Annotated in this window: 26 protein-coding genes; 13 read left to right on the forward strand and 13 right to left on the reverse strand. The window is 46.3% G+C overall.

Translation table 11 applies throughout. From position 1 onward, the window contains the following. Positions 1–119: 119 nt before the first annotated feature. Together tsf and rpsB are read right to left on the reverse strand one after the other, a co-directional pair. Positions 120–992 (reverse strand): translation elongation factor Ts, encoded by an 873-nt coding sequence (tsf, locus tag FBQ74_RS12940; protein ID WP_139757061.1) that lies wholly within the window; start codon positions 990–992, stop codon positions 120–122. A gap of 116 nt (positions 993–1108) precedes the next feature. After that, positions 1109–1840 carry a 30S ribosomal protein S2 gene (rpsB, locus tag FBQ74_RS12945; protein ID WP_139757062.1) on the reverse strand — a complete coding sequence of 244 codons (732 nt, stop codon included), beginning with the start codon at positions 1838–1840 and terminating at the stop codon, positions 1109–1111. A 348-nt stretch (positions 1841–2188) separates the two neighbouring features. Here rpsB and map point away from each other — a divergent pair, with 348 nt between their 5' ends. From map to dapD, 3 genes are all read left to right on the forward strand, one after another. After that, positions 2189–2983, forward strand: coding sequence for a type I methionyl aminopeptidase (map, locus tag FBQ74_RS12950; RefSeq protein WP_139757063.1), 795 nt, complete (start codon positions 2189–2191; stop codon positions 2981–2983). Between the two features lie 149 nt (positions 2984–3132). Continuing rightward, on the forward strand, positions 3133–5781 hold the full coding sequence (glnD, locus tag FBQ74_RS12955) for a [protein-PII] uridylyltransferase (protein WP_139757064.1): 2649 nt from the start codon (positions 3133–3135) through the stop codon (positions 5779–5781). Then, entirely contained in the window at positions 5778–6602 is an 825-nt protein-coding gene (gene dapD, locus FBQ74_RS12960) for a 2,3,4,5-tetrahydropyridine-2,6-dicarboxylate N-succinyltransferase (RefSeq protein WP_139757065.1), read from the forward strand. Before glnD ends, dapD begins: the two co-directional genes overlap by 4 nt. A 78-nt stretch (positions 6603–6680) precedes the next feature. On the opposite strand, the gene FBQ74_RS12965 is transcribed toward dapD, so the two are convergent. From FBQ74_RS12965 to FBQ74_RS12975, 3 genes are read right to left on the reverse strand one after another with little or no spacing between them, the layout of a single operon-like run. Continuing rightward, the gene (locus tag FBQ74_RS12965; RefSeq protein ID WP_139757066.1) at positions 6681–7130 is read right to left on the reverse strand and encodes a flavodoxin; all 450 of its coding nucleotides are present in this window, start codon (positions 7128–7130) and stop codon (positions 6681–6683) included. Positions 7131–7148: 18 nt separating this feature from the next. Beyond that, positions 7149–7898 carry a pseudouridine synthase gene (locus FBQ74_RS12970; protein WP_139757067.1) on the reverse strand — a complete coding sequence of 250 codons (750 nt, stop codon included), beginning with the start codon at positions 7896–7898 and terminating at the stop codon, positions 7149–7151. Continuing rightward, a complete protein-coding gene (locus tag FBQ74_RS12975; protein WP_168190666.1) occupies positions 7891–8211 on the reverse strand; it encodes a YqcC family protein in 321 nt (106 codons plus the stop codon). Before FBQ74_RS12975 ends, FBQ74_RS12970 begins: the two co-directional genes overlap by 8 nt. Positions 8212–8324: 113 nt before the next feature. Here FBQ74_RS12975 and FBQ74_RS12980 point away from each other — a divergent pair, with 113 nt between their 5' ends. Together FBQ74_RS12980 and FBQ74_RS12985 are read left to right on the forward strand one after the other, a co-directional pair. After that, positions 8325–9371 (forward strand): DUF3549 family protein, encoded by a 1047-nt coding sequence (locus FBQ74_RS12980; protein ID WP_139757069.1) that lies wholly within the window; start codon positions 8325–8327, stop codon positions 9369–9371. A 4-nt stretch (positions 9372–9375) separates the two neighbouring features. Further along, positions 9376–9678: a DUF3301 domain-containing protein gene (locus tag FBQ74_RS12985; protein ID WP_139757070.1), complete on the forward strand. Its 303-nt coding sequence runs from the start codon at positions 9376–9378 to the stop codon at positions 9676–9678. Between the two features lie 731 nt (positions 9679–10409). On the opposite strand, the gene FBQ74_RS12990 is transcribed toward FBQ74_RS12985, so the two are convergent. Both FBQ74_RS12990 and FBQ74_RS12995 read right to left on the reverse strand, forming a co-directional pair. Continuing rightward, positions 10410–11060, reverse strand: a complete 651-nt coding sequence (locus FBQ74_RS12990) for a GNAT family N-acetyltransferase (protein WP_139757071.1) — start codon at positions 11058–11060, stop codon at positions 10410–10412. 117 nt (positions 11061–11177) lie between these two features. Continuing rightward, positions 11178–11537, reverse strand: a complete 360-nt coding sequence (locus FBQ74_RS12995) for a DUF3192 domain-containing protein (RefSeq protein WP_139757072.1) — start codon at positions 11535–11537, stop codon at positions 11178–11180. A 221-nt stretch (positions 11538–11758) separates the two neighbouring features. On the opposite strand from FBQ74_RS12995, the gene FBQ74_RS13000 reads away from it, so the two are divergent. Beyond that, on the forward strand, positions 11759–12034 hold the full coding sequence (locus FBQ74_RS13000) for a hypothetical protein (RefSeq protein ID WP_232371916.1): 276 nt from the start codon (positions 11759–11761) through the stop codon (positions 12032–12034). Here FBQ74_RS13000 and syd read toward each other — a convergent pair. Next, positions 12031–12582 (reverse strand): SecY-interacting protein, encoded by a 552-nt coding sequence (gene syd, locus FBQ74_RS13005; protein WP_139757073.1) that lies wholly within the window; start codon positions 12580–12582, stop codon positions 12031–12033. The two genes, FBQ74_RS13000 and syd, sit on opposite strands and share 4 nt — an antisense overlap. A gap of 90 nt (positions 12583–12672) precedes the next feature. Here syd and queF point away from each other — a divergent pair, with 90 nt between their 5' ends. The 7 genes from queF to FBQ74_RS19165 all read left to right on the forward strand — a co-directional run bounded on the left by queF (position 12673) and on the right by FBQ74_RS19165 (position 20303). Next, complete coding sequence (queF, locus tag FBQ74_RS13010) at positions 12673–13512, forward strand: NADPH-dependent 7-cyano-7-deazaguanine reductase QueF (RefSeq protein ID WP_139757074.1); 840 nt, start codon at positions 12673–12675, stop codon at positions 13510–13512. Between the two features lie 71 nt (positions 13513–13583). Continuing rightward, complete coding sequence (locus FBQ74_RS13015; RefSeq protein ID WP_139757075.1) at positions 13584–15107, forward strand: GGDEF domain-containing protein; 1524 nt, start codon at positions 13584–13586, stop codon at positions 15105–15107. Further along, positions 15107–16465, forward strand: coding sequence for a nucleotide 5'-monophosphate nucleosidase PpnN (ppnN, locus tag FBQ74_RS13020; RefSeq protein WP_139757076.1), 1359 nt, complete (start codon positions 15107–15109; stop codon positions 16463–16465). The genes FBQ74_RS13015 and ppnN overlap by 1 nt, the downstream gene beginning before the upstream one ends. Positions 16466–16553: 88 nt before the next feature. Continuing rightward, positions 16554–16928: a DUF3192 domain-containing protein gene (locus tag FBQ74_RS13025; RefSeq protein WP_139757077.1), complete on the forward strand. Its 375-nt coding sequence runs from the start codon at positions 16554–16556 to the stop codon at positions 16926–16928. 8 nt (positions 16929–16936) lie between these two features. Then, entirely contained in the window at positions 16937–18589 is a 1653-nt protein-coding gene (locus FBQ74_RS13030; protein ID WP_139757078.1) for an HDOD domain-containing protein, read from the forward strand. 212 nt (positions 18590–18801) lie between these two features. Further along, positions 18802–19812, forward strand: coding sequence for an isocitrate dehydrogenase (locus tag FBQ74_RS13035; protein ID WP_139757079.1), 1011 nt, complete (start codon positions 18802–18804; stop codon positions 19810–19812). Positions 19813–19976: 164 nt separating this feature from the next. Then, positions 19977–20303, forward strand: coding sequence for a ComEA family DNA-binding protein (locus FBQ74_RS19165; protein ID WP_232371917.1), 327 nt, complete (start codon positions 19977–19979; stop codon positions 20301–20303). 36 nt (positions 20304–20339) lie between these two features. On the opposite strand, the gene galU is transcribed toward FBQ74_RS19165, so the two are convergent. The 5 genes from galU to wecA form a co-directional block, all read right to left on the reverse strand. Next, positions 20340–21233 carry a UTP--glucose-1-phosphate uridylyltransferase GalU gene (gene galU, locus FBQ74_RS13045; RefSeq protein ID WP_139757080.1) on the reverse strand — a complete coding sequence of 298 codons (894 nt, stop codon included), beginning with the start codon at positions 21231–21233 and terminating at the stop codon, positions 20340–20342. A gap of 2 nt (positions 21234–21235) precedes the next feature. Continuing rightward, on the reverse strand, positions 21236–22579 hold the full coding sequence (locus tag FBQ74_RS13050) for a UDP-glucose dehydrogenase family protein (RefSeq protein WP_139757081.1): 1344 nt from the start codon (positions 22577–22579) through the stop codon (positions 21236–21238). A 109-nt stretch (positions 22580–22688) separates the two neighbouring features. Next, positions 22689–23492 carry a glycosyltransferase family 2 protein gene (locus tag FBQ74_RS13055; protein WP_139757082.1) on the reverse strand — a complete coding sequence of 268 codons (804 nt, stop codon included), beginning with the start codon at positions 23490–23492 and terminating at the stop codon, positions 22689–22691. A 53-nt stretch (positions 23493–23545) separates the two neighbouring features. Beyond that, positions 23546–24448 (reverse strand): glycosyltransferase, encoded by a 903-nt coding sequence (locus FBQ74_RS13060; protein ID WP_332309082.1) that lies wholly within the window; start codon positions 24446–24448, stop codon positions 23546–23548. Positions 24449–24519: 71 nt separating this feature from the next. Further along, the gene (gene wecA, locus FBQ74_RS13065; protein WP_139757083.1) at positions 24520–25578 is read right to left on the reverse strand and encodes a UDP-N-acetylglucosamine--undecaprenyl-phosphate N-acetylglucosaminephosphotransferase; all 1059 of its coding nucleotides are present in this window, start codon (positions 25576–25578) and stop codon (positions 24520–24522) included. Positions 25579–25844 lie beyond the last annotated feature (266 nt).

A 25844-nucleotide genomic window follows, 5' to 3' on the forward strand; every position in this document is an offset into this window, starting at 1 on the left:
CAACGATATCCGCTCGTGCAATGCTATCAAAAGTCTGTCTTCACTTATAAAAAAGCACCTCCGAAGAGGTGCCCGTAGTGTATCTGACTATTGCGCCTGGCAAAAGTGAAAGGCCCTAATTATTTCTTAGCGGCTTCCATTTGCGCTGCTACTTCAGCGGCAAAGTCTTCAGATTTCTTCTCGATGCCTTCACCAACTTCAAAGCGGATGAAGTTTACTGCGTCAGCATTGTTGCTCTTCAGCAACTCACCAACTGAAGTTGAAGGATCTTTAACGAAAGGCTGACCAGTTAGGCTGATTTCGCCTGTGAACTTCTTCATGCGGCCTGCAACCATTTTCTCAGCGATGTCAGCTGGCTTACCAGACTGCATTGCGATTTCGATTTGGATAGACTTTTCTTTCTCTACCACTTCAGCAGGTACATCTTCTGGCTTAGTGAACTGTGGGCTAGCTGCTGCAACGTGCATAGCAACGTCTTTTGCCAGCTCTTCATCACCGCCTTCAAGAATCGTAATAACACCGATACGACCACCGTGAACGTATCCACCCAGCGTGTCACCGTCAACAGTGATAACGCGGCGAGGAGAGATGTTCTCACCGATTTTAGCAACCAGATTGTCACGGACAGTGCTAATTTTTTCGCCGTTTAGTTCAGCGTCATTCAACGCATCGATGTCGTTGATGCCATTTTGATGGGCAACGTTCAGAATTTCATTACCAAACTTAAGGAAACCTTCATCACGTGCTACGAAGTCAGTTTCACAGTTCAGTTCAAGCATTGTTGCACGGTTACCGTCAACTTTAGTCAGAATCACACCTTCAGCGGCGATACGACCAGCTTTTTTCGCAGCTTTAGCCTGACCAGACTTACGCATGTTTTCGATTGCCAGCTCGATGTCACCATCGGTTTCCACCAGCGCCTTTTTACAATCCATCATGCCCGCGCCTGTGCGCTCACGTAGTTCTTTAACTAGTGCTGCAGTCACTGCCATTTTTCAATTCCTCAGCATTAATATTTAAATAGATATAAGAGGCGACCGCCTCTCAAAGATATTCTTTAGTGTCTGTAACAGTGCCATAAACTCACGGCACTGTTACAGCAATGCGATTACTCAGCTGCTTCGACGAAGTCGTCTTGTTCAGCCTGAACTTCCAGGTTGCTGTCGCGACCTGCATTCACTGCATTTGCAGCAGCTTCAAGATAAAGTTGAATCGCACGGATTGCATCGTCGTTACCAGGGATAACGTAGTCAACACCGTCTGGGTTAGAGTTAGTATCTACAACACCAACTACCGGAATACCCAGGTTACGTGCTTCAGTGACTGCGATGTGCTCGTGGTCAGCATCGATAACAAAAATCGCATCAGGCAGACCGCCCATGTTTTTGATACCGCCCAGGCTGTTTTCAAGCTTGTCCATTTCACGCTGAAGCATCAGCGCTTCTTTTTTGGTCAGCTTTTCAAACGTACCGTCCTGGCTTTTTTGCTCAAGGTCTTTAAGACGCTTGATTGACTGACGAACTGTTTTCCAGTTAGTCAGCATGCCGCCCAGCCAACGCTTGTTTACGTAGAACTGGTCGCATTTAACCGCTGCTTCTTTAACTGCGTCGCCAGCAGCACGTTTAGTTCCAACAAAAAGGATTTTTCCTTTTTTACCCGCAACACCTGACAGGTAGTTCATCGCTTCGTTGAAAAGCGGAACGGTTTTTTCAAGGTTGATGATATGAACTTTGTTACGCGCACCGAAGATGAAAGGCTTCATCTTTGGGTTCCAGTAACGAGTTTGGTGACCGAAGTGAACACCTGCTTTTAGCATGTCACGCATTGAAACATTAGCCATGATTTTTCCTCTATATTGGGGTTAGGCCTCCATACACCCCTTGTATCGATCCAGCGAACTGGACACCCCGATATCAAGTGTCGGTATATGTGTGTTATTAATTAAGGTTCGTACCTGAAACAGCCACACAAGTTCAATTTTTACCCGGGCAGTGAAACAGGCGGGCGCTTTATACCATGCCGAAAGCGGTATCTCAAGAAAAAGGTGCGTTTTACTGCCTGTCCGATGGCTCACCAACTATACAGCGAAGCGCTTAATCGTTAATATAGACAGACTTTATGCTTGATAATGGCAATGGCCGTTCATATCTGGCTATTCATTATGACCAACGACTGATTGAGGATTCTGGTGGCAGCAACAATTAAAACCGCTGAAGAAATTGAAAAAATGCGCGTGGCCGGCAAGCTGGCTTCTGAAGTACTCACGATGATAACCCCTTACGTTAAAAAGGGCGTTACGACTGATGAGCTCAACACAATCTGCCACGATTATATCGTCAATGAACAAGGTGCCACTCCGGCTCCGCTAAATTATGGTGAGCCGCCGTTTCCAAAATCAATTTGTACTTCGGTAAATCACTGCATCTGCCATGGCATTCCGTCAGATAAAAAGCTCAAAGATGGCGATATCATTAATATTGATGTAACGGTGATTAAAGACGGTTATCACGGCGACACCTCCAAGATGTTTGTTGTGGGTAAGCCCTCAATTCTTGCCGAGCGTTTAGTCCGTGTAACGCAAGAGTGTCTGTACAATGCAATCAGAGAAGTGAAACCTGGTATGCGTCTGGGGGATATCGGTCATCTGTGTCAGACACACGCTGAAGCGCATAACTATTCAATTGTTCGTGAGTATTGCGGCCACGGTATTGGTAAGAACTTCCACGAAGATCCGCAAATTGTGCATTACGGCAAGCCTGGCACCGGTGAAGAGCTGGTTCCAGGGATGTGTTTTACTATTGAACCGATGGTGAACGCTGGTAAACGCTATTCTAAAATTCTGCCGGACCAATGGACGGTTGTAACGAAGGATCGCAGTCTGAGTGCCCAGTGGGAACACACGTTACTGGTAACCGAAACAGGTGTAGAAGTTCTGACTCTCAGGGAGGAAGAAGACCTGCCCAGAGTGATCAGTCACGACTAAATTAGAAAGCCGCGCCAGTCGCGGCTTTTTTTATTCCATTTTTATATAAGTATGCACTTTTATTCTTCAACTATGCGCTTTCGTGATACTGCGAACAGTAGCATTTCATGCTAAGGTGCGGCTGTTTGAATATTAAGTGAGGGTATAGCTTGAGTCTGCAGAAACTCATCGCGCAAGTTGAAAGCATCGGCTCGGTCGATGATCTTGGTGCAATCAAGCAATGTGTAAAACACTCCTATGAATGGCTGGATGACGCCTTTGACCAAAGTGCGGTTAACCAACTTGTTACCGGGCGCGCGCAATTTGTAGACGCCCTCCTTTTGCATTTGTGGCACCTACTTCGTCTTGATGAGGTAAGCGACATCACTTTATGTGCTGTTGGAGGTTACGGTCGTGGTCATCTGCAGCCCTATTCAGACATTGACTTACTCATACTCAGTCGCAAACAACTGGGGGAAGATGAGCAAGAAAAAGTCAGCCGCTTTATTACCCTGCTGTGGGACATCAAACTGGATGTTGGTCAGGCTGTTCGTACGATAAAAGAAACAGTCAAACTCGCTAAAGAAGATATTTCAATAGCGACGAACCTGGTAGAAAGCCGCCTTCTGATCGGAAACGAACATGTTTTTGAAAGCTTGCTGGATGAGCTCAACAGTCGCTCTTACTGGCCAAGCAAAGACTTTTTTACGGCTAAATATGAGGAACAAAAGGCGCGTCATGCCAAGTTTCATGGTACCGCTTATAACCTCGAGCCTAATATTAAAGAAAATCCTGGCTGTCTTCGCGACATTCAGTCTATTGGCTGGGTAGCAAAAAAACACTTTAAAGAATATGACGGCTGGAACCTGGTAGGGCACGGTTACTTTACTGAAGACGAACACAGTGAATTAATCCGCTGTCGCATGCACCTGTGGCGGATGCGCTGTGCATTGCACCTTGTGGCCGGGCGCAGTGAAAATCGCCTGTTATTTGATTACCAGCCCGAAGTGGCGATGCGGTTGGGCTATGGTGATGACGCAAAGCGTTCTGTAGAGCGCATGATGCGTGACTTTTTCAGAACCGTGCGCAGAGTCAGCGAATTCAACAAAATGTTGTTGCAGCGGTTTCGCTACGACATGCTCAATCAGAATGTAAAAGAGCAACATATTCTCAATGACGAGTATTGGTTGCTGGACAAAATGATTGCGCCGCGGCACGAAGATGTCATTAACTCCCCTGAAGCCATGCTCGACTTTTTACGCGTTGTAGCCGATACCCCTGAGGTTGAAGGGCTTGATACCGATGCTATTCGCCAGTTGCGAAATACTCGCCGGGCATTTGAAAACGAATACTTTGTTGAGCGTCCAGCATGTCGGGACCGCTTAATGGACTTGCTCCGTCACCCTCGCTTTTTTGATTTTGCATGGAATATCATGCACGAATACGGAATTTTGCAAGCCTACCTACCCGAATGGGACAAAATTGTCGGCATGATGCAGTTCGATTTATTTCATGCCTATACGGTTGATGAACACACTCACCGGTTAGTAAAGTTCATTAATCAGTATTTCAGCCGAGAAAACCAGGCATTCCCTCGCTGCAGCCGTATTGTCAGAAACCTGGATAAGCCCGACCTGCTTTATATTGCCGCAATTTTTCACGATATCGCAAAAGGCCGTGACGGGGACCACTCACAACTAGGCGCATTGGATGTTAAAAAGTTCTGTGTTCAGCATGGCATTGAGGAAAAAGACAGCAAGTTAATTTCCTGGTTAGTGGAAAATCATCTGCTGATGTCGGTGGTTGCCCAGCGTCGGGACATTTATGACCCCGAAGTTATCAATGAGTTTGCCACCACCATTCGCAGTCAGAACCACCTGAACCAGCTTTACGCGCTGACCCTGGCGGATATCCGTGCCACTAACGACAACCTTTGGAATGACTGGAAAGCTTCACTGTTACGCGAGCTTTATCTGATGACCCAAAAGGCGCTGGATAATGGCTTGCAATGTCAGGCCACCCTGGATGAGCGAGTAGAAACCCATAAGCAACTTGCCCGCCGCCTTCTGGCTGAAAGTGGCGCTGACCAAATGAAAGTTGATGTATTTTGGACGCGCATGGACGATGATTATTTTGTCCGCTTTAAGCCGGCGCAAATCGCCTGGCATACGCTGGAAATTATCAACGCTGAGACCAGCCTGTTCGTTGATGATCCGGACACGCTACTGATTCGCGCCAACGACAGAATTGCTAAAGGTGGCACAGAGATCCTGATATACGGCAAAGATCGTCAGGCGTTATTTGCGCAGGTGGCATCGGTACTGGATAGTCGGAATTGCTCTATCCATGATGCACATATTACGGTTACCCGGGATGGTTTTTGTTTCGACAGCATGTTGGTGCTGGAAAACGACGGGAGCCGACTAACTTCTGACGATCGAACCCGGGATCTGGAAGAGGCTATATTAACGCAGTTAAACAGACCAGGTTTTTCTCATAGCAACAACCGAAAGTTACCGCGTCAGATGCGGCAGTTGGATGTTCCGACCAAGGTGCGTTTTTTCTCACTGGAAGACAGCACGCTTATCGAACTGGAAGCGCTTGACGCCCCGGGCATTCTGGCTAAAGTGGGCCACGCGTTTGTAGACTGCAACGTCACACTGAAACTGGCGAAGATTGCCACCATCGGCGAACGTGCTGAAGACATTTTCATTGTCAGTAATGAACAGGGCCAGGCACTGACTCAGGAACAGCAGGTAAAACTGAAAAAACGTATTTTATTTAAACTCGACCAACTTGAAGATATCAACATACCATGAGTGAATTACAATCTATTATCGAACAGGCTTTCGAAGAGCGCGATGCCCTTTCTCCCTCTTCTGCCCCTGAAGAAATTCGACACGCTGTAAGCCAGGCAATTGATCTGCTTAATAGTGGTCAGGCGCGTGTTGCTGAAAAAATTGACGGTGAATGGACCGTTCACCAGTGGTTAAAAAAAGCAGTGCTTCTGTATTTTCGCCTGCACAATAACGATGTTATCGATGGTGCAGAAAGCCGCTATTTCGATAAAGTGCCGCTGAAATATCGCGACTATACCGCCGAACAGTTTGCCAAAGACGGGGTTCGCATTGTCCCACCAGCAGCGGTGAGAACCGGCTCTTTTGTTGGTAACAATGTGGTAGTGATGCCTTCCTATGTCAATATTGGTGCGTATGTGGGTGAAGGGACCATGGTCGACACCTGGGCGACCGTTGGCTCATGTGCTCAGATTGGGAAAAATGTTCACCTGTCTGGCGGTGTAGGTATTGGAGGTGTGCTTGAGCCGCTTCAGGCCAACCCGACGATCATTGAAGACAATTGCTTCATTGGTGCACGCTCAGAAATTGTAGAGGGCGTAATCGTTGAAGAAGGTGCTGTTATTTCTATGGGTGTATACATCGGACAAAGCACGCGTATTTACGACCGTGAGACCGGTGAAGTCCATTATGGCCGCGTACCTGCAGGTTCGGTCGTCGTGCCGGGCAGCCTGCCAGGCAAAGAAGGTGGCTATAGCCTTTATGCCGCTATCATAGTGAAGAAGGTCGATGCCAAAACCCGCGCTAAAGTAGGTATTAATGCACTACTGAGAAGTGCTGAGTAATACAAATTAGCGCTTCATGATCAGTTATACAAAAAAGGGCCTCGCATAAACGAGGCCCTTTTTTTCGCCGATGATATTTTAACCGGCAAACAGCTTGTCTTTAATACCGTTAACCCAGTCAACAACATCCTGTTCAGGCTCCAGCGTTTCAATCGCGTCGACCTCCAGCATATCAGCAACCGCGTTCCCCTGAAGCTCCGTCAGTAGTTCCTGAAAATGGCGGCCACCGCCACAGAAGTTTTCGTAACTACTGTCACCTAATGCCGCAACAGCAAATGGTTTGTTTGTCATCAGCGGGAATTCATCCTTGAGGTCCATATAGGTAAACTCAAGGTTTGGTGGAATATCTCCCTGCCCGGTCGTTGATGTGATAACCAGAATTGCGTCAGATTCAGTGAAATCAGTCACTGCCGCATCCTGAAATAACTCGCAGTCATAGCCCTGTGTAGACAAGTCTTCTTCTACCTGCTCAGCGACATGCTGGGCATTGCCATATACACTGCCGCAGAATATTCCCAGTTTCGCCATATCAATTCTTTCCTCTCATCAATTAGTTACCTGATACTCAGCCCATGATGTCAGCAAGTCGAGCATCTCTGTCCGGGGTTCAGCATTAATTGCCAGCGATTTGCCGCTCACCGGGTGTTTTATCACTATCCTGGTACAAGTTAAGGCCAAATTGCTAAAACCAAACCGTGATTTTAAAAATTTATTCTGTTTTCCGTCACCATGGGTGGTATCGCCAATAATAGGATGGCGTAAATGCACCATATGCCGGCGAAGCTGATGTTTGCGACCTGTTGTGGGCTTTAATTTTACCGTGGTATACCTGGAAGAAGGATAACGCCCCGATGCAATAGGCAATTCATAGCGCGCCAATGGGTGATACTCGGTGGTCGCCGGTTGCGGAGGAATATCACCGCGATGTTTATCCGCAATCTTGTCCGGACGAAATTTCAGGTCATAGTCGATAAGCCCGCTACCATGAATAAATCCCCTGACAATCGCAAAATATTCTTTTTGAACCTTCCGGGCCATCATCTGCATACCCAATTCACTGGCTGTTTTGCCATCATAGGCAAACAAAAGTACGCCAGAGGTGGGCCTGTCTAAACGGTGCACAGGAAAAACATGCTGGCCGATCTGGTCTCTGAGCTGTTGTACAGCAAAGCGGGTTTCCCGTTTATCGATGGGACTACGATGAACCAGTAACCCGCCAGGTTTATCGATGGCCACCAGTGTGTCATCCTGGTAAAGAATTTTAAGTGGCTCTTGTGGCTCAACACGTTCAGTCATTCTTTGCCCTACTCAGGTTATCCAGTGTCATCAAAAGATGCGTAAGCGTAAGATGATTGGATGCAAATACTTCATGTGCCATTGGTGCTACCTGCATGTTGTCAGGAACCCAGTCATTCTGCGCAAGGTAATCGCGCATTTTGGGAATATAAATAAACTGTAACCACTGTTCAAATGGCATCGCATCGGCAGCAAAAGGGGTGGCCGATGACATTGCAGCGTCACTGGGTACCTTTGCTGACCACAGGTTTTCCTGCTTTAAATATTGTTCAATCTTAGTTAGCTGGTTTTGGATAAAAGCTTTGTCTGGCACGCAAAATATCGTCTGATGGTAATTGGCCGCACAGTATAACAATCGTAAGCTGGCTGGTCATCGGACAAAGGCAAAGGTACACTACCGGTTTTTACCGCTGTACGGGAGCATTCATGGGTGCGCAGACCATCGAGTCCATAAGCGAATTTTTGCTACATGCCGGGACAAACTTCCAGATAGTAGATATGGGAAGAGAAATTACCGCTATCGACGCTCAGACATTTCTGGATATAGAAAATGCTGCGATCCCTGTCCCCCGCCCTCGCCAGCAGCATGCCTGGTTTGGCATTATCTTCTGGAACACTCAGCAAAAACAGAATGAATACATCTGGTTTGTAAAACTGCCTGTCGATGAGCAGGGCTTGCTGGTTCCTGCTAGCCGTAATCACTTTTTGCAGATTATCGTTGATGCATTGGGTAGCAGCCTGACTGAGGACAGTGAGCAGGATCAGACACTGCCTGACAACCCATACAATTTTGTTCCGAATCAGCAGCAGATGAGCCTGTTCAACGCCTATGCCCGTAACTTACTGGATAAGCCTGCCACACAGGGAATTAATGATGTTAACCGTTACCTTAGCCACCCGGCTATTGTTGACTGGACGAAGTTATCCGTTCAGGCGGTTGCTGATACAGCACTGCTTATCAATCAGCCTGATAAAAAGGAAGCGGTAAAAGCCTGTTTTCATTTATACGCCGCTGATTTTCAAAGCGTACTTTTAAGCGGATGTGAGCCGGTGTGTCTGGACAGCGATTTGGTAGAAACATTCTGCCAGGCTATTGCCGCCAGCGATGACAGTGTAAAGCGCGATCAGGCAATTTTGCGGGCGCTGACAACACAATCCGACGATCCGAGAATTCAAAATATTCTGCATGACATGATGTGCGAAGAGGCTTCACTTGATGTTGATACTCTCAGCGTTATCGCTGCTCGCCACTACAGGCAATTAAACGATGAGCTCATAAAGTTGTTTTTTGAGCAGGTTGCTAAGTGCGATGAGTCACAAGGTTTTGAGGGAGCCCTTTTTAAAGGCTTTTTTGCTGACCTGGTCCAGATACCATGTACACGCGAACGTGTATTGACGTTGCTTCGCCTGCCAGAGCGAAGTGCTACATTATCGCGCGCTATCGGTCAGCTGTTTACTCAGGCTAAAGGGTAACAGAATGACGCTGGGTGAACTGGTTCTATTTTTTTTACTAATACTTACCGGGCTACAATTCTGGCGCATCAGAAGCATCAGCGAACAGGCCTATCTGCAGATTGGGCGTTACTGTGAAACGCATCATTTGCAGCTATTGTCTGTGGCGAGAAAGCGTACCCGTCTTTCTTTTAAATATGGCAAAATTGATTGGTTATCTTCTTTTGCCTTTGAATTTTCTGGCAATGGTGAAGACCGCTATACAGGGCATGTCGATATGATCGGAAAACACGTCATCCGAACCCAGCTTCCTCCCTACAAGGTGTAGCCAGGCTTTTCTTTCAGGCATAAAAAAGCGGCAGGTCGTGGCCGCCGCTCTTTTTGAATTTTGAAGTTCCCTCTCAGCAATCCATAGCCTGTGAACTAATCCTTAGCGCACTATTTGATTACCTACTCCATTACAATCCAATACATCCGGTACTGGCTGCCTGCAGAGGCAGGTCCCTTTCCGTTACTCCCTTTTAACTGCTCATCCTGATACAGTATTCATCCGTCCTGATGTTGTCCCGTCGCATCCTGCGATTATCCTTAAGTCCCAATCCGTGAGAAAGCATACTCCATGTACGCCTGCATACCTGCATGTCCACTTCCCAATCCTTAGGGAGTCCGTGTCCGTGTAAGTCACATTCTGCGACTGCGCAACGCGCTCCTTTAAGCAATCCAATTGCTGTTTCCTGAAAGTCCCTGTCTCTACCAGTCCGTGTAGATATGCTTCCCTAGCTTCCCGAAAGTTATGTCATCCAGACTCGTCGTGTATCCTTGTGACGTTAAATATAGTACTGCTTTGGTAGTTCTTTGCTATACGTAATTACAAAAATGTTAGATTAGCCGAAGCACTAAAACTGACCTGTTTTTGAAAACCGTATATAAAACATATGCTTTAGACTTTCGTATAAAGTTATCCTCACAAATTTACTCCTGAATACTTACAAAAATGTGCGAAATGTCTTACACAGTTAAGTGCTATATTCGACATGCGATAAATGTTATTAATCGCAACTAACTATCGACTGGTCGGGTTTTAAACAGGATCGTTCCTGAGATGGAGGCAATTTCCAGAGCTTTAACAGGCTGAAAGTCACAAGACAGGAAAAACTTTTCATAGGAGGGAATGGTAGCGAACACGCCGACTCCTTCACTATCCGGATGTTCGGTAACAATACTATCCACGGCGCCTGTCAGGATGTGGCCCAGACCAGCATGTTGATAATCTGGATGGACACCAATCAACACAATCATATGGAAATGACTGGCGGGCATAGCAGCTAACACTTTTTCCTCTTTTTCTATTAGCTGCCTGGTACTGAATAAACCTGCTGTCAGCATCATCTTGACACGCCAGTGCCACATTTTCCCCGGCGTAAATCCTGCGCCGGGTTCTGCCAGACACGTTACTGCCAGCATCCTGTGGTCATCAAACAGTCCTATCAGCGTCTGACCGCTGTCCCAGAATGCATGCAGCTCTTCACGAATTGCGCTTCGAAGCCGACTGTCGTACCCCTCATTTTCTGCATGAAAGATCTGGTTTAATACAGGGTCATCAAAATACGCGTTATAAAGAATAGATGCAGCAACATTTAAATCATCCACATCAAGGTGAATGGCTTTCAGTGCATATAAATCTGGGGCTGGTGTAGAGGTTCGATGCATATCTGGCTTCTGTCTGACTAGTAAATACCTCTACACTTTGTACAATATTTAACCATATAACAAGCAAAAAAACGCCGGCATGAAAACCGGCGTTACATTTGAAAGCTTTTTTGATGCTTAAAGATGAGGAGAAGCTTTGCTGCCCCATCCAATAAGTTCACCATTTTTGAATACTAACGGTGTGCATTCGTCTTTCGTCGTTATACCGTCATCCATTGTACGCTGCGTGCGATAGTAAAGAATACGATATGTGCCGTCTTCGCGTTGATCGAGTTCGCTAAAGTCAGCAACCCCCATTTTACCGACAACTCGCTCATAGGAAGTGCCAAGGTTTAAATTAGAAATATGTTTACGATTATTGTATTCGCGATCTTCCCAGTCAGATGAATAGCCGTGGTCATCACCATCGACTGAAATAACACAACCAGAGAGCAGAACAGGCGCGCTAAGAGCGAAAATAATGGCTAAGTGTTTCATATTGTTCCTTTTTTGAATTTTTATGTGCTTAAATTGTCCGATAAGACAGTATTATCAATTTGCTTGCCACAATTAACTCTTTGTTTTGTATGGAAAATTTATGTTTCACACAAAATAAAGCACCCAACTTTTAACCGTTTTCACTATTATTTGGTGAATATTACGAATTTTCATCATTTATCTGAAAGCGTAAAATACGCCTTTTGATGTGGAGAAAACCTGTGTCTGAGTCATCTGAAATATCGTTAACTATGCTGTGCCAGCAGATTGCAGAAGAGGGGCAAACGCCTTCTGTGGCAATGCTCAGAGCGAAAGCGCCTTATAAAGTCAGCGTAACGGAAGCTATCAGCGCTATAAAGTCATTTAATGGAGCAAAACTTGCCCCGCGACCGGCCCGCAAGCAGCCTACAAAAGGCGAATTGGAAGAACGAGTGAAGGATCTGGAAAATGCGGTAGCGGTGTTGGAAAAGCGACTTAACGCGCTGACGACAGACTAACTGATTTTGAGCGAGGATATAAAGGCACTCAGATCGTCAGCCAAAATCTCTTCGCCTTTCTTACCAACTTTTTCCAGTACAACTTCGCCGGTATCGTTTTTAACGCTCAGAATAAGACTGTCGTCGTCAGTCAGACCGAAAAACAGGGTTTCAGGCTGGCGTAAGCGACGTTTCATCAGAATATGTCCGATGAGATTTTCCTGTAACCGCGCAAAGTCATCATCACTGACCACCTGAAGCAGCTCACAGGGACCCTGCGACGCGGCGGCAGTAATATTAAAAGCATAGTAGCGGGTAAAGAAGGTTTTAAATTGCGAATCGAGTGTTATCTCAAGCGCATCTTCAAGCTTCGAGAAATTATTCTTTGAATCCTGACGCACAGGCTTCCAGTTCACAACCTGACCGTCTTCCAGCGTTTGAGAACTTTGTGTTTCGTAGCACGGCGATGGCCAGTCCGGTTCATACTCGGCGGTCAACGGCTGACATGCTAGTTCACTGACTAACGTATCCATCAGTGCATCAAGTGATGCTTCAATCTGGTTGGCCATAGTTAAAAAGTTCCTCTCCTGCTGAATTTATCCATCAGCTTGCGGTATTATTGATGAATTAGGAATTAGTTTACGTGGTATGTAACAGCGATGACAAACGAAACTGAAGCAAGATTACCAGAAGGCCTTTCACTTGGCCGGGAGGTTACCTATGAAGCGCACTATAATCCAGCGCTATTGCAGGGCGTTCCCCGTGCGTTGAGCAGAGACTTGCAGGGTATTTCCGCGCAGGCGTTGCCTTTCTCAGGAGTAGACACCTGGACCGGCTATGAGCTTTCATGGCTGACGTTAAAAGGGAAACCTCAGGTTGGAATATTACAATGTGAGGTACCGGTTACCTCTGAATTTTTAATTGAGTCGAAGTCATTCAAGTTGTATCTGAACAGTTTTAACCAGACACAATTTGAAAGTCGTAGCGATGTTGAAAAAACGCTGAGGAAAGATTTGAGTAAATGCGCCGGCGAACCAGTTAGCGTCGCCATTTATTTGCCAGCAGAATTTGATAATTTTGCAGTGACGCCGTTACCGGGTACGAACATTGATGATGCTGATATAGAAATTAGCACCTATTCGCCGGATGCTTCAATATTACAAACATCCGCAACAAAGGTCAGTGAAACCCTTAACAGTGACTTGCTGAAATCTAACTGCCTGATAACCAGTCAGCCGGACTGGGCGAGTATCCTGATTAAATACGAAGGTTATGCGCTAGATCAAAGCGCGTTGTTGAAATATCTGGTTGGATATCGCCAACACAATGAGTTTCATGAACAATGTGTTGAGCGGATCTTTTGCGATCTGATTAATTTGCCAGGCATGGAAAAGCTCACCGTACTGGCACGGTATACGCGACGCGGGGGATTGGACATCAATCCGTTTCGCTCAAACTTTGAGCTCCCCTACCCAAATCGTCGCACTGCCAGACAATAAACAGGAAAAATCAGGGAATTGTGTCACACTTAATTTATGTGTAGCACCGCCATCAGGAATCAGCGGGTACAATGACAAACAAACAGCTCCAGGTGCTAAAGCAGCAACATGCATTATTGGCGCAATTTATTATTCGGCTATCGTTGTTTTATCAGGGATACTCTAAAGCCATTGATGAAGAGTTACAGACACTTCGCGGCCACTTGGGGAGTAATGCCAATTTCACGCTGGCGCACGTCAGTATAAATAAGCTTAATGCGCTTTTGCAGGAAGATGGCGGCGTATTAAGGCGATTTAAAACAGACACATTACAGTCGGTCGAAGGCGCTGCAAAAGCATTACTGGCCACCTCCGGCAAAGCCAATGCTAATACCTCAATTATAGATACAATCAGTCAGGCCAGAAGGCCTGCTGAATCTTTGTATGATGTGACCCAGTTGTGCGTTCAAACCATTACTTTATATTCGCAGGTAACCGACACGCTTCCAAAGCCTGTTGGCGTAGCGGTTAAGAGCCATTCTAATGAACCTTTGCAGGCACCGGCAACATTACTTATGGCCTTGCAGGAAGAGCTTGTGCAACTGCTGGATACCTATCAGAAACGCCTGCCCGATAATACTGAGTTAACCATATTAAAACAGAAAGTTGTCGAGGGGTTGAATAACGATGAGTTGCTGAATGTTTGTCTTACATTGCTACGACTCATCGTTAAAGATTCAATGCAGGAAGCAATCATCTCCGGAAAGGTTATTCAGAGTTTGCATCATTCACTGAGCAGCCTGCACCAGGGTCTGAATAAAAGTATTGACCAGGCGCATTGTACGTTTGCCGTTCAACAAGATGACAACCTGGCAATGCGTAAAGAGCTGATAAAGCTTGAGAATGATGTTGCCCGCTCTGATTCTTTCTCTGCTTTGAAAACACAGACGCAGCAACAGCTCAAGCAGGTAGGTAGCGCGCTTGAGAAACGCGAAGAAAATGACCGCCTGGCTCAGCAGGCGCTTAGTGGCCAGCTTGAGGCGTTAAAAGCACAGGTTGCAGAGCTTGAATCAAAAACCCGCTACTATCGCAACCGTCTGGCCAAACAGGTCGCCACCAGCCAGACTGATCCTTTAACTAAACTACCTAACCGGCAAGCTTATAACGAGCACCTTCGTAAACTATTGGATAACAGAAATATAAACGAACAGTCTTTATGCCTTGCCGTGGTGGATATTGATCATTTTAAGTCGATTAATGACAGATTCGGGCATTCTGCCGGTGACAAAACATTGCAGGTTATTGGAAAACAGCTAAGTAAGGCTTTGGATGACAACGACTTTATTGCACGATGGGGCGGTGAAGAATTTGTTTTAATACTGCCGGGTCTGAACGCTAAGTCGTTGAAACAAAAATTAGAACGGCTAAGAACCAGACTGACCGAATTACCGTTTAAGTTCAAACAAGATCGCCTGACAATTACCGCCTCCTTCGGCGGCACCTGTTTTAGTCATGGCGAGGACCCCGACGCTGTTTTTGAGCGGGCCGACAGTTTGTTATATCAGGCGAAGCGCGCCGGCCGAAATTGTGTTGTCACCGATAAGGACGACGTGTAATGAAAAAAGTGCAGTTAAACCCTCTGGGCTGGATGAGCCAGCTTTCTCAGCTTGAAGTCTCACAACTTCAGGATACTACGCATAGCGAACTTTATGACGTTTTCAGAAACTGCTGTCTGGCAGTGCTAAACAGCGGCGTAGACGAAGACGACTATGAAGTGCTGTTTGCCCCCTACGACAATTTTGATGTCAAACTGGTTCGTCGGGAACGAGGCGTAAAAATCGAGCTAATTGATCCGCCGGAAGTTGCATTTGTTGATGGTAAATTAGTCCGTGGTGTTCACGAGCACCTTTTTGCGGTAATGCGCGACATGCTGTTTATGGGTAATAAATATGCCCGCGCGCATGATACTGCAACCGATACGCTCAGTACGACTGATATGGTCTTTGATATGCTCAGGCATGCTCAGGCATTAGAGGGTAATGATGATCTTAGCACCATCGTTTGTTGGGGCGGCCACTCTATAAAAGAGCATGAGTATAAATACACGAAAGAAGTCGGTTACCAGCTTGGCCTGCGCGAAATGAACATTTGTACCGGCTGTGGACCCGGTGCCATGAAAGGTCCGATGAAAGGTGCCGCGATAGGTCATGCTAAACAGCGCTATAAAAATGGCCGTTATATCGGAATTTCAGAGCCAAGCATTATCGCTGCCGAGCCACCCAATGCGATTGTGAACGAACTTATCATTATGCCAGACATAGAAAAACGACTGGAGGCTTTCGTTCGCTTTGCCCATGGCATTGTAATTTTCCCTGGCGGTGTAGGCACAGCAGAAGAACTGCTTTACCTGCTTGGTATTCTGACGAATGAGCGCAATGCGCAGCAACCGCTGCCAGTTATTTTAACGGGACCGGCTGGCTCGCAGTCTTACTTCGAGGCAATTGATGATTTTATTGGTGCCACGTTGGGGCCAAAAGCACAAAGTAAATATCAGATAATCATCGATGATCCGGTGGAGGTTGCACGGGTACTTTGCCAGAGTAAGAGTAAGATTGAACAGTACCGCCGGGCCGTGGGTGACTCGTTTAGCTTCAACTGGTCTTTAAAAATTGATGAGCCGTTCCAGACGCCTTTTATTCCAACACATGAAAGCATGTCAGACCTGGCTCTGCATCAGGATCAAAGTGTTGCTGACCTTGCCGTGGTGCTGCGCCAGGCGTTTTCGGGCATTGTTGCCGGTAATGTTAAAGCGGAGGGCGTTCGCCAGATAAAGGAAAAGGGCCCTTTTCAACTAAACGGCGACGCAGGACTGATGAAACGTATCGATACATTACTTCGGTCCTTTGTAGAGCAACAGCGAATGAAGTTGCCTGGCTCAGAATATGTGCCGTGTTACACCATCACGCAAATCTGACCAGACGCATTCAGTTACGATTTACATTTTCTTAAATACTACATTTTAAGGTAAACTGTGCGGCGTGCTTACTAACAAGTGAAGAAGGATGAATAGTAAGGTAATTCGACTGATTCTTTTAGGTGCCGCCGCCTACGTAACGTTCGTGTTTATGGTGATCTTTTTGTATCCCGATAAACCTGAAAACATGGACTGGCAGGACCGGGAGGAGTACAACAAAGTACAGATTACCAAGCTTTCTCTGGGGGCAACTCGGGAGGAGGTATTAGCCTTGCTCGGTTCACCCGATATCACCGAAGCCAAAATGGATAGTGAAAACTCTATTCAGGTGATGTTTTATCGCACCCAACATGTGCGTGCTGACGGGCTGACCACTCAGGATGAGTGTACACCACTGTTATTTGAAAATGATCTTCTGGTCGCCTGGGGTGATGGTGCGTATCAAAGTTATTTAAAAAGTTAAGGACGGGTTTGGCTAAAGTCGAATACCACCAGCTTATTCAGCAAAGTCAGATTGCCAGCAAGGCAATTGTCAGACAGGCTAAAAATCACGATGGCGTCAATGCCGCATTAAGCATTGCTAAACGATTAATTCATTTTAGCCGACATCATCCACAGGCTGCATTAGTTGCAGTGAATTCGCTGCGCCAAGAGTCTGGCCTGTCCTCTCCCCTGCCATTGCGCACCGCGTTAATTACTACCGTTTTTGGCCAGCGTAGCAAACTAAATGATCACTATCTGCAGCATCTTGTCGCGGCGCATTATATGCTGTTTTGCACAGGCAGCTATCATAAAGACACGCAAACGCTGCATTTTGAAAAAACGCTGGTTCAAGGGCTCAAAAAACAGCTAGCGAAGCGGCATCTGAAGATTTGGCAAGATATTTTTGCTACTTACCCGGTATTGGGTCGGCCCGGATTTATCAAATACCTGCAAAGTCCTGCATTGAAAGAAACGCAGTGGTGGACGCTGGTCAGTGCATTTATTTCTACCCGGTTTACGGATAGCTTCTTTCCTGTAATGCGCAAAATTGCGCTTCACTCGCCGTTACAGCGCGAGCACATAATGCGAAGCTGGATAAAATTTCCCGGCGACATATGGCCCGGCGCTCAGGTGGCTGTTAGTCCGGAAAGCCTGATGATGTTAGCCAAAACAGATCGCCACTGTGGCATGATGAAGCAAAAGCAAGGCGAGCGAAAATTTGTTATTCGCGAACAGGTGACACTGCCTGCCCTACGATACCTGAGCTTTGATCAGTGGTATGAACTTCTGCAGCGTTTTGACTCTGAGTCAGAGTCACTTATGGCGTATCAACCCGGAGGACGCGTTTATCCTCTTAACCATCCGCCATCATCGCTACTGGCCATTATAGATTTACTCCAGCGTCCCGATCTTGAGGTGGACGTGTTAAGCCAGCGAATAGAGGGTGAAGCTGCATTTGCTAATGCCCTGAAAGTGGCAGCCAGCAACGATAATCGTCTTCAGTTACCCGTGCATGACGTAAAGCAGGCAATACTGACATTTGGCCTGGATCGCGTTGGCGATATGCTAATTCGGGAAGCGCTGGTTCAGCGTCTGACTCAAAACTATTTTCCGCTTAGCCAGATGTGTCAGAACGTACTGGACGTCAGCGCCAATTTATCATCGCTTATCGCAGCAGAGACCAACACATCACTAAGCCCGCAGGCTGCCGGATTAATCAGTAGTTTCTTACTTGCTCCGCTGTTTAGCTTACCCGCGCTTAAGGTGCTACCGCGCTTTATCCACAATAATCACAACCTGCACAACGTCAATGAGTTAGTGGGACTGAAAACAGCACATCCATTTTTAGATTTTGCGGGCGAATTAGCATCCAACTGGCATTTGCCGGCTTCACATCGTGCGCTCATTTTGCAGATGGGTCAATTGCCGTCACAATCTGCTTCAAGCCAGCAATCTGACATCGCTGTGATCATGCTTAGCCTTATCTGGACAAGACAATGGCTTTTCTGCCCCCAATTACCCGATGAAGCCAGTAAAGAAGCTGAACGACAGTGCCTGCATCTTTTATCAATTTCTACCGCTGAGCGAGCAAAATATCATGAGAAGCTTTCTCATTTGCTATACTCAACCGTTATAACCTGACAATGCAATCAAACGCGTTGTTAGATTACGACAATCATGACTAGTGCCAGAAGCCATGTTGCTATAAAATACGCGCGATTTAGTTCCTTGGCGAAATATATCTATAGCAGCTACTCACATCGCTTAGTGATTCGCCAATACAATGGCTTAATTTAGCCATTAGCTGAAACCCTTTAAAACAGAAACGACAATTTACCAGAGGATCCCCCCACATGACTCAGCAACGCATTACGGTCATTCGCGGCGACGGTATCGGCCCTGATATCATTGATGCCACCACAAAAATTCTGGACAAAGTAGGCTGTGATTTTGCCTATGACTATGCTGATGCCGGCCTGGTCGCGTTAGAAAAACATGGCGAGCTATTACCACAGGAAACTCTGGACCTGATTGCAAAAAATAAAATTGCATTAAAAGGCCCGTTGACTACCCCGGTAGGTGAAGGCTTTACCTCTATCAACGTTAGTCTGCGTAAGCAATTCAAATTATATGCAAACCTTCGCCCGGTTATGTCATTCAAAGGCACAAAAGCACGCTATGAAGACATCGACATTATCACTGTACGTGAAAATACCCAGGGTATGTATTCTGGCCTGGGTCAGACAGTTTCAGAAGATGGTAATGAAGCTGAAGCGATGAGTAAGATCACCCGTGAAGGTGCGGAGAAGATTGTTACTTTTGCCTACGAAATGGCGCGTCGCGAAGGCCGTAAAAAAGTTACTGCGGTACACAAAGCAAACATCCTGAAATCTACCTCAGGTCTTTTCTTAAAAGTTGCGCGTGAAGTTGGCGAGCGTTATCCGGACATTGAAAGTGCCGAGATGATCGTGGATAACACTTGCATGCAGTTAGTGATGAATCCGCATCAGTTCGACGTCATCGTTACCACTAACCTGTTCGGTGATATTATCTCCGATCTTTGTGCGGGTCTGGTTGGCGGCCTTGGTATGGCGCCTGGCGCAAACATTGGTGAAGACTGCGCAATTTTTGAAGCAGTTCACGGCTCAGCACCGGATATCGCCGGTAAAAATCTAGCTAACCCGACCTCAGTCATTCTGGCTGCAGTACAAATGCTTGAATACCTGAACATGGGCGACAAAGCTGAAAAAGTTCGCTCTGCATTAAAAGATGTCATTGAGTCCGGCGATCGCACTACCCGCGATTTAGGTGGCCAGGATGGTACAACTGAGTTCACTCAGGCAGTTCTGGATCGTTTGAACTAAGCGTTTAGACCTTCGGGTAACTGAATCATTGCATGATAAAAGACGCCAGACCGGCGTCTTTTTTTTTGCCTGTACTAAAACTGGTCGTCAGACTAACGTATTTCAGTAAGTTTCAATTTATTCTTTGTCTGCCAATTTCGGCTACCACAGACAAGGAATGAACAGTGAAAATTATCAAAACCGCTACGCTTAAATATCTTGCCCCACTTTTCTGTATTGCATCTCTGGCTGGTTTACCCGCAAGTTTTGCTTATGCAGACAACGCAACTGCAAGTCAGTCCCAGATCGCTGATGAGCGCATGGATCTGAATCTGGTAACGGCAGAGCAACTGGCGACGCTTCCGGGCATTGGCAAGAAAAAAGCCGAGTCTATTATTCGTTACCGCGAGGATAAAGGTCGTTTTCTTGAAGTAGAGCAGCTTACTGAAGTGAAAGGAATTGGCCCGAAATTACTGGCTAAAATTCAAAGTAAGTTGCAGGTCAGTGAATAACCTGCAAAAAAAAGCTCCCGCTCGGGAGCTTTGTCTTTAAAATTTAAGTGACGACAAATACTCTTTAAATTCATCCCCTAATGCCGGGTGGCGCAACGCGTATTCGACATTGGCTTTCATATAACCAAGTTTACTTCCGCAATCATGGCTCATGCCTTTCATGTAGTAGGCATCTACCTGCTCAATGCGCATCAGTGAATCAATGGCGTCCGTTAGCTGCACCTCGCCGCCGGCACCTGGTGGCGTATACTCCAACAGATCCCAGACTTTTTCTGAAAGTACATAGCGACCGACGATCGCCAGATCAGAAGGTGCTTCTTCCAGTGATGGCTTTTCTACCATCTTATGAATCTTTGCAGAATCACCCGGCGAAATTTCCATACCGTCTAAATCAACAATACCAAATTTGGTAATTTCTTCCTGCGGTACTTGCTCTACCATCACCTGACTGACACGGCTTGTGTTAAATTTCGCCACCATATCAGCCAGGTTATCCTTGCTCGAATCGCTGGCAACATCATCAATAATGACATCGGGCAACACGACTGCAAACGGAGAGTCACCTACCAATGGACGCGCACATAAAATGGCGTGTCCAAGGCCTGCTGCATGCCCCTGACGAACGTGCATTATGGTCACATCTTTAGGGCAGATAGACTGTACTTCTTCAAGTAACTGACGCTTTACACGCTTCTCAAGAGTAGCTTCTAACTCAAAAGACGTATCGAAGTGGTTCTCAATGCTGTTTTTACTGGCGTGAGTCACCAGAATAATTTCTTTGATACCCGCTTTCACACACTCATTCACTACGTATTGAATAAGTGGCTTATCTACTACCGGCAGCATCTCTTTAGGGATAGCTTTCGTTGCTGGCAACATACGTGTTCCCAGCCCTGCAACAGGAATTACTGCTTTTTGTACCTGACTCATGTCTATTGCGTTCCTTTTACTGATAATCCGCGACCAATAGCATAATACTCTATGCCGTATTCAGTCATGCGCTTCGGTTCGAAAAGATTACGTCCGTCAAAGACAACCGGGTCGGTTAGTTTTGACTTAATTAGTTCAAAATCCGGTGCCCGGAACATCTGCCATTCTGTGCAGATGACCATGAAGTCAGCACCGTTAAGTGTCGCCTCTTTGGTTCCCATGAGACGCAGGTCTTCACGGTCGCCATAAAGACGCTGTGTTTCTTCCATAGCTTCTGGATCGTAAGCCTGTACAATCGCACCGGCTTCCCATAAACGTTCCATAAGTACGCGGCTGGAGGCTTCTCGCATGTCATCTGTATTAGGTTTGAAAGATAAGCCCCACAATGCAACTGTTTTACCTTTTACATCATTGTTGTAGTGATGCATTATGTATTCAAACAGCTTTTCTTTTTGGTCATAGTTGACAGCTTCAACAGACTCCAAAATACGCGCGGTATAACCCACCGCATTCGCACTACGAACCAGCGCCTGCACATCTTTAGGGAAACAGGAACCGCCATAGCCACAACCAGGATAGATAAACTGATAACCTATTCTTGGATCAGAGCCAATACCATGACGAACATGCTCAATATCGGCGCCAAATCGTTCTGCCAGATTAGCGATTTCATTCATGAAGCTGATTTTAGTGGCAAGCATACAGTTTGCAGCGTATTTCGTGAGCTCCGCGCTTCGTATATCCATGGTAATCACTTTGTCGTGATTACGGTTAAACGGTGAGTACAGTTCGCGCAGTTTCTTTTCCGCATGTTCACTGTCTGTGCCCAGAATAATTCTGTCAGGGCGCATACAATCGCTGACCGCGGCCCCTTCTTTTAGAAACTCAGGGTTTGACACCACATCAAAACCACAGGATTTATCCAATGACTCAAGTGTGTCATTAACCTTAGCGCGCACCTTGTCAGCAGTTCCAACCGGCACGGTAGATTTGTTAATAATTATCTTGTGGTTATTCATATACGTCGCAACGGTTTCTGCGACTGCTAATACGTATTTCAGGTCTGCAGAACCATCTTCATCGGGAGGCGTTCCAACCGCAATGAAAATAAGTTCACCATGTTCAACACCGGCTTTTGCATCTGTAGTAAATTTCAGATGCCCAGCATCAAAGTTACTTTTTACCAGCGGGGTCAGACCCGGCTCATAAATAGGGATTTCGCCTTTTTCAAGGTTGTCGACTTTGCGCTGATCGACATCAACACAGACCACATCATGTCCGACTTCGGCCAGTACAGCGGCCTGCACTAACCCAACATATCCAATTCCAAATACTGTGACTTTCACAACCTATCCTTAAACACTTTTACTTAAAATGACACAGGCTTCAAAGATTTACCTGTTACTTTATCAAGACAGTTATCAGCTTTGAAAAGCAAACCTATAACATAGTAATCTATTTCTGAATTTTACCAGTACGCCCTGTGAGGCCATCCTTCAGCCCCTGCCACATATAACCACCACGCAGTTTACCCTGCGGGAAATACCACCGGTTTACCAGAAAGCGAAGCGGCAAGGCAGTCAGATGACGACACTTCCAATACACAGGCACGTAGCCTCTTCGGGAAAGGATAAGCACATTTCGTACCTGGTAATAAAGTCTTACTGGTGCACCACGCTTAAAGTTCATGCCAAACAGGCGATGCCTGCCATCTCCCTGACGATGGGGCATAACGACGTTTGCCGCCTTCAGTACGAGGTACCCGTGCCGTTTTGCTCGCCAGCACCACTCATGATCAACACCATCAATAAAAAGGGCGCTCTCTTTTTTGCCAATACGCTTATAGGCCAGTGTATTTATGATCATGCCAGATGCGATAATCTGGCGGGTAAGAATATGATTGTCGGTCAGATAAGTCTCTTTACTTGCCCGGGCCTTCACCTGTTTGTTGTCAAACTCACACAGAACTTGCGGCCCGATACATGCGAGCTTTTCAAATTGTTTAGCAGCAGTGTTATATGCATCAAGCAATTGATTCAAAAACGTGCCGGTTAGCTGGCTGTCCTGGTCAAGTAGTAATACCGCTTCAGCGCCCTCGGCGATGGCCTGATCTATTCCCTGATTCTGCGCTTCAGCGATGCCGGCATTTTCAGGGTTGTGGATGTAATGATTGGCCTCATCGGATATCACAGGGAGTCGGTCTGGTGAGTTATCGACCAGGATAACGGGCCAGTCTACTTGGCGAAGTGCCTTGAGCATCAGGGTAAGATGCTGAGTATCTGGATGGTAGAGGATTATTACAGCAGCAATATTCAATGTTTTACAATTTTTTCCAATAAGATTCGATCAAATTTGTACGCCCACTTCACTACACGAGCGGGCATCAGTCGCAATCCCAGAACTGCCAGTGCATAAAAGGTATTTAAAACAGAATATCGATGAAGTTTGCGCATGGCAATAAAACGCGCTTTAAATTCGTTTAGAGACTTCGTTAATCCGCGACGCTTGTAAAAGTCATTGACTCGCCGAAACCGGAGTAGCTTCTCGCGCAAATTACGAAACTGATAACCTTGTGCAGCCAGATCTATCCAAAGAAAATAGTCCTGTGTGTTTAAACGCTTTGCATCATAACGAAAGCCATCATGAAACACTTTCATGCGAATAGCGACGGTGGGATGGTTCACCGTACAGCGTCGAGGTAGCATTCGAACAATAATGTGGTGGGAGGCTGGCATTACCCTGGCACCGACAGGATCGCCAGACTCATTAACTTCAGTTAGACCAGTACCCAGAATATCTACCTCTGAATGTCCATCCAGAAACGCAACCTGCTTTTCAAGGCGTTCGGGCAAACAGGCATCGTCAGCATCCATGCGGAAGAAGTAATCAATACCCAGTTGCGTGACGGCCCACTCTATTGCCAGGTTCATACTCGCCGCCAAACCGATATTGTGACTGTTCTGCGCAACAATTATACGCGAATCACGCTGAGCAAACGCCAAAAGCATGGCCGTCGTTGCCGCTGGCACGCTACCATCAACAATAATCAGAAAGGTAAAATCGGCGTATGATTGCTCGCAAACGCTTTTGATTGCATCGTGCACCCACTCGGGTTTATCCGCCTCGTACGTCGACATGGCAACGAGCACCGGCGATTTGCACTGGGCAGGCGCTTCACTGATAAACTTAAAGGTATTGTTTACTGAATCGGGCACAAAATGACGTTACTGGCTGACAAAGGGCTGCAATAATACACGAGACGTCGAAAAGATGGAAACGGGAGGTGTTACGCTAGTTTTTTAAACTTTCTAATCATACGCCAGATATTCTGGATGATGTAACTGTATACCATGAGCAGCGCTATAAACCCGAAGAACATCGCCCACTCAGGAACAGCAAATACTTCGCCCAATACGCCAATCAGGCAATAAATACTGCCCATAAAAAGAATGGCGACGAGCGCCTGATTCGAAGAAAGTCCAGCGCGCATAAATATGTTGTGAAGATGTTTGCGGTCAGGCCGTAATACAGATTGCCCTTTGCGGGCGCGGCGATACATTATCGCGGCCATATCCATAAGTGGCAGGCCGATTAACCATACAGCTGTAATGGGTCGAAATGCCGCTTCTGTACCCTGAGCATGGTCAACCAACAGCCATACGATGGTTAATCCGACAAACATACTACCGGCATCACCCATAAATATTTTATTGCCCCGGAATCCTTTCCAGCTCAGATTGAATGCCAGAAAAGGTACGATGGCAGCGATAATGATCAATGGCTCCATTATTGCCCCGCCATTGCCCGCCAGTAAAAGGAGACACACTACCGCCAGCAATACAACCAGGCTCATTCCCCCGGCCAGACCATCTATACCATCAATCATGTTGAAGGCATTGATTACACCCACAACACAGACAATCGTAAAGAAATAACCGGCGAGTCCGAGATCGACATCGCCAATGGCAAACAAATTTCCCAAGGAAGTAATGTAGTTCTGCGCGCTCCAGGCCATGATGGCTGCAACGCCAAACTGGCACATTAACCGCCCCTTCGCACTTAACTCGAACCGGTCATCAAGCATGCCTAATAAGACAATAAAAGCGGAAGCAGTAAAAAACAGAGGATTGTTCTTCATCCACACATCAGTGACGATACTGGCAACCACAACCGCCATAAAAATAGCTACACCACCCGTTAACGGTACCATGCCATGATGGCGTTTTCTTATATTAGGCTGATCGACCAACCCAAACTGATGAGCCAGTGGTGTCATGACTACCAATAGGATTAACGCCACAAAGAATGCGGTGAATAATGGGACTATTTGAAGGTAATCGAACATGCTAAGAAAAATCCATTGTCAATCAGGTGCCAGAAAAACCACAACGCTACGACTTCAAAATGTTGATTCAGCGTAAAAAAATCCATTAAAAGCGATTGTTGTTTTTCTCCAAAGCTCAATTATTGTCAGCGCACAGAAATGAAGAAGCGGCTTTGGTAGGCCAATAATAATAAACATTCTTTAATCTGACCACCTTTTTTGTGAAAGACCAAACCAATAATTAAACGGCGTCCCAGTAGAAATCTGTTTCTTAGCACGCTTTGAAT

This window comes from Salinimonas iocasae (assembly GCF_006228385.1).
Taxonomy (GTDB): Bacteria; Pseudomonadota; Gammaproteobacteria; order Enterobacterales; family Alteromonadaceae; genus Alteromonas; species Alteromonas iocasae.